This is a genomic window from Calidifontibacillus erzurumensis, from assembly GCF_013303125.1.
In the GTDB taxonomy this organism is placed as follows: domain Bacteria; phylum Bacillota; class Bacilli; order Bacillales; family Bacillaceae_J; genus Calidifontibacillus; species Calidifontibacillus erzurumensis.
This window is the reverse complement of the sequence record NZ_JABTTE010000045.1, coordinates 1-4,132: the sequence shown is the minus strand read 5'-3', so window position 1 is coordinate 4,132 and position 4,132 is coordinate 1. Positions and strand designations below refer to the sequence as shown.

Genomic DNA, 4,132 nt, shown 5'->3' with positions numbered 1-4,132 from the left:
TATATTATTAGAATAATGACATGATATCAATTTCAATAGAAAGCGTCAATGAAAAAAATATGAAAAGAAATGTGATACTAGAAATTCTATCATCTTTAATGGTACATTTAAAATAATTAAATAGTCATAGAAATTGTACGGAATAAAATACAGGAGGGCATGTATTCGTGATTTCACTTCAAAATGTTTCAAGAACGTTAGATGATAAACAGGTGTTGAAAAATATAAATTGGGAAATACATCAAGGAGAAAATTGGGTATTATTTGGACTAAACGGATCAGGAAAAACTACCTTATTAAACATTATTACTGGATATCTCTGGCCGACGACCGGAACGGTTACTGTATTAGGAAAAGAGTTTGGTACATATCCGTTATATGAATTGCGTAGACAAATTGGTTTCGTCAGCGCAACAGTTGACAAAATGCTGCCAAGTTACGATTATGCTGAAAATGTCGTACTAAGCGGAAAATTCGCTTCACTTGGTTTGTATGAGGAAGTCGAACAGAAAGATATTGAGTATGCACTTTCTTTAATGGAAAAATTCCATTGTCAAAATTTGATTCACAGACCAATTGAAACGCTATCACAAGGGCAAAAACAAAAAATAATCATATTAAGAGCATTGATGGCTAAGCCAAAATTATTAATTTTAGATGAACCTTGTGCTGGTTTGGATGTATTGGCAAGAGAACAAATATTGGGATTTATTAATGAAATCGGCAACGACGAGGATGGCCCTGCGTTATTATATGTAACCCATCATGTAGAAGAAATTATGCCAGCATTTACGCATATTGCATTATTAAAAGATGGACAAATATTTGAAAAAGGCTCTATTTCAAATCTATTAAACGATCAAATTTTTTCAGAATTTCTAGGAAAAAAAGTGTTGATCGAGCCATTCAACGGACGAAATTACATGAAGTTTTTATAAAAGAATTGCCAAAAATTTATGCTAGTATTCCACTCCTTTTTTTACTATTGTAGTAGCAGGGAGTGAAATTCAATGCAATATGTAACTGTAATGGATTTAATAAATATATACAATGTAGAAGAAACATTGAAAAAGTTACGCAAATTATGGTATTTCATTGCAGAAGGATTTGAATGGATTCCGGATTCTTATATTGATTATAATCATTTAATATCAAAGTATGAAAATGAAGTGTTTACCGGCTGGAAGTTATTTGTTTTATTTGATGGTTCGTTATTTTTAACTAATGTCTCCGATACTTCAAAAATATCAATTAACATTGATCGAAATGGAAAAGTAATATTTGAAATTCTTCCACTATTCTAAAATCATGTTCAAGCCAATAACGGTTGAACATGATTTTTTTTTTAATTGATGAATAACATCCTGATTAAAGGGCAGATTATTTCATGTAATTGAAAAAAATGATCAGGAGGTTATTCAAAATGAATCAACAATTAGGTGCACATGAATTGATGGAGGTACATGAAGTTTTAACGAACAGCATCAATAAAATTAATCATTTCCAAATGCTTCAACCGTATTGCCAAGATCCACAATTAAAAAATATTTTACAAAATCAACTAAATTTCATAATCAATGAATATAATTCAATCGTTAATTTATTAAATAATAGAACAACAACGGGAAACGCTACAGTAGGGAATACACGTCCAAATACGAATTTTAGTCCTACATATGGTTTAAGAAATCCTTCTCCAGTTCAGCCGAATACATCCATTAACCAAATGGATGATCGTGATGTAGCTTCAGCGATGCTTGGTTGTCATAAAACATCTGCAACAATGAAAATGCATGCAGCTTTGGAATGTGCTGATCCACAGCTTAGAAATATTCTCATTCAAGGTGCAAAAAATTGTGCGGATCAAGCTTATGAAATTTGGCAATATATGAATTCTAAAGGGTATTATCAAGTTCCTACATTAAAAGATATGACAGCTGAAACATTCACAAATGTTTATCAACCAGTTTCATCAACAATCAATCAAATGAACCAGCAAAACATAAACACAAATTACAACATGATTTAACTAATGGAGCAGGTGAGGAACAATAGTTCTTCACTTGCTTTTTCATTTTTCCGAGAAAACATAAAGTAAAAATAGATTTAAATATTGTTCCAGTGAGAAAGAAAAGTTTTTTAATAATGAATGAAAGTTTCCATTAATAGGGGAAAAAGATTAATTCCTTTAAGCAAGGTTGAAAATGCTCCGCCACTATTTTTAACTTTTTAACTAATAACAAACCAAATCTTTACCAGCATCTAATCTAAGTGAGGGGTAAAACAATTTAGGATGAAAAAGGAATCCGATGTATGAAAGGAAAAGAAGATTACTTTCGGCTCGATTTATAAAATGATTTTCAAAGGGATGGGGATACAAAAAAAGGTATTTGGACAAATACATCAACTTACCCAAATACCTTCAAATTTCATATTAATGCAAATGCTGTTGTTGGTGAGATTCGTGGATAGCTGGATTGATCATTTCAGGGTTTACAGTATTTAAAATGCCTTCAAAAAATTGTTCTTGTTCTTCTGGAGCTATATATCCTAGATCAACACCAATAGCACGTGAGATAAAAGGATCTAAAGTACATAAATCAGATTTTGAAACATCAACCAAACTTGTTTTGCCTAATGAATAACATACGAGGCACATCTCTTGGACGGCAGCATTTAAATATTTGAACAAATTTTCTGCGCTTCGTTCAATGTCTAATTGCTCGGTTGCTTTGGCATTATAAACAACAAGGCTTGTTGGCGGTTCAAATGGGAGAACTTTTGTCATTTGGTCGCCAACCAATGCCATTACTGCTGATGTTCCGATATAGACTGCATCAGCCCCAAGTGCCATTGCCTTCAAATATTCTCCAGGTGTACGAAGGCCGCCGGTAGCTATTAAGCTGACGTCTTTTGTTACTCCTTTTTTAGAAAGAAATTTTGCAGCTCTTGAAATTGCAAAAAGGGTAGGGAGACCAACGTCGTCTTCCAAAATTGGTGCACCGCCATGGGTTCCACCTTCAGCACCATCAACGGTGATAAAGTCGACTTCTCCTTCCAGGGCAATTTCCAATTCTTTTTCAAGATGGTGGGTGGCAGCAATTTTTAAACCAACAGGTACACCAGTTTCCTCTCGAAGTTGACGTACTAGTGAAATAAATTGCTCTTTTGTATCAATACCTGGAAGGCGGGAATGGATGACAGCATCTTCACCTTCTTTAAGGTCAAAAACCTCCCGGAAATCTTCACCGATATTTTTAGCTGCAGTCCGTTGTGGGGTTGAGCCTTGTGCACCTTGGCCTAGCTGAATTTCAATTGCATCTAGCTGTTTATATTTTTCCGGTGTATTAAGCCAGCCTCCACGGTTATATTGGCCTATTAAAATGCTTGCAGCTTCTCGTTCTTCTTTCATTAATCCCGCTTCACCAGTATTAGTTGCTGTACCAATTTTTGAAGCTGCTTTAGCAAGGGCAATTTTCGCACTTTTACTTAAAGCTCCGCCAAAAGACATTGCAGCAATCATGATTGGGATGGAAAGAGTAACAGGCTTTTTGGCTTTTTTACCTATGGTTACTGCCGTTGATATATTAACGTTATCGGGTGTTGGAAATCGATAAAGATGGACAGGGTTAAACAATAGTTTTTCCCATGGTGAAAAATGGAATTGGGACCCTAAGGGACGTTCTGGAGGTTGTCCTTTCGTTGATCTCATCACATTTTCCATCAAATGAACAGCCCCGATTTTTTTTGCAATTGGCATCATTTCAAAGATATTTTCTGTATATTGGTCTCTCGACAATCGTTCTAATGCTTTATCTACTGTTTCATTTACAATACTTCTGACAATGTTGCTAAAAAGTTTATTAAACATAAATGTTTCACCCGTTTTGTTGTTTAAGTTCTTCAATTTTTTGTGTGAGGCCTATACACAATTGTTTAATTTCTCCCAGTTGCCTTGAGGCATTTTGTTCTTCTAATGCTATTTGATTTAATTTATCATCACCAATACTAGTTAAATCTTTGTAATGCTGTTCTTCAATGGAAGAGAGTGTGCCTGCAATCGTTTGGATACGATTTAATTCACTAGTAAGATAGGACAAAGTTGTTTTTAGTGTATTTTGTTCCATACTTA

The 4,132-nt window shown here is 34.1% G+C and carries 5 protein-coding genes; 3 read left to right on the top strand and 2 right to left on the bottom strand.

Features of this window, described 5'->3' with window-relative positions:
* Positions 1 to 167: 167 nt before the first annotated feature.
* The 3 genes from HR057_RS16620 (at position 168) to HR057_RS16610 (ending at position 2,029) form a co-directional block, all read left to right on the top strand.
* Positions 168 to 938 (top strand): ABC transporter ATP-binding protein, encoded by a 771-nt coding sequence (locus HR057_RS16620; RefSeq protein WP_173732615.1) that lies wholly within the window; start codon positions 168 to 170, stop codon positions 936 to 938.
* Positions 939 to 1,010: 72 nt separating this feature from the next.
* Entirely contained in the window at positions 1,011 to 1,304 is a 294-nt protein-coding gene (locus HR057_RS16615) for a hypothetical protein (protein ID WP_173732607.1), read from the top strand.
* 119 nt (positions 1,305 to 1,423) lie between these two features.
* A complete protein-coding gene (locus HR057_RS16610) occupies positions 1,424 to 2,029 on the top strand; it encodes a spore coat protein (RefSeq protein ID WP_173732605.1) in 606 nt (201 codons plus the stop codon).
* A gap of 405 nt (positions 2,030 to 2,434) precedes the next feature.
* Here the strand turns inward: HR057_RS16610 and HR057_RS16605 are convergent, their stop codons facing one another.
* Together HR057_RS16605 and HR057_RS16600 are read right to left on the bottom strand one after the other, a co-directional pair.
* Positions 2,435 to 3,871 carry an FMN-binding glutamate synthase family protein gene (locus HR057_RS16605; RefSeq protein ID WP_173732603.1) on the bottom strand — a complete coding sequence of 479 codons (1,437 nt, stop codon included), beginning with the start codon at positions 3,869 to 3,871 and terminating at the stop codon, positions 2,435 to 2,437.
* Positions 3,872 to 3,878: 7 nt separating this feature from the next.
* On the bottom strand, positions 3,879 to 4,132 hold a 254-nt coding region (locus HR057_RS16600; protein ID WP_329955902.1), incomplete at its 5' end, for a hypothetical protein.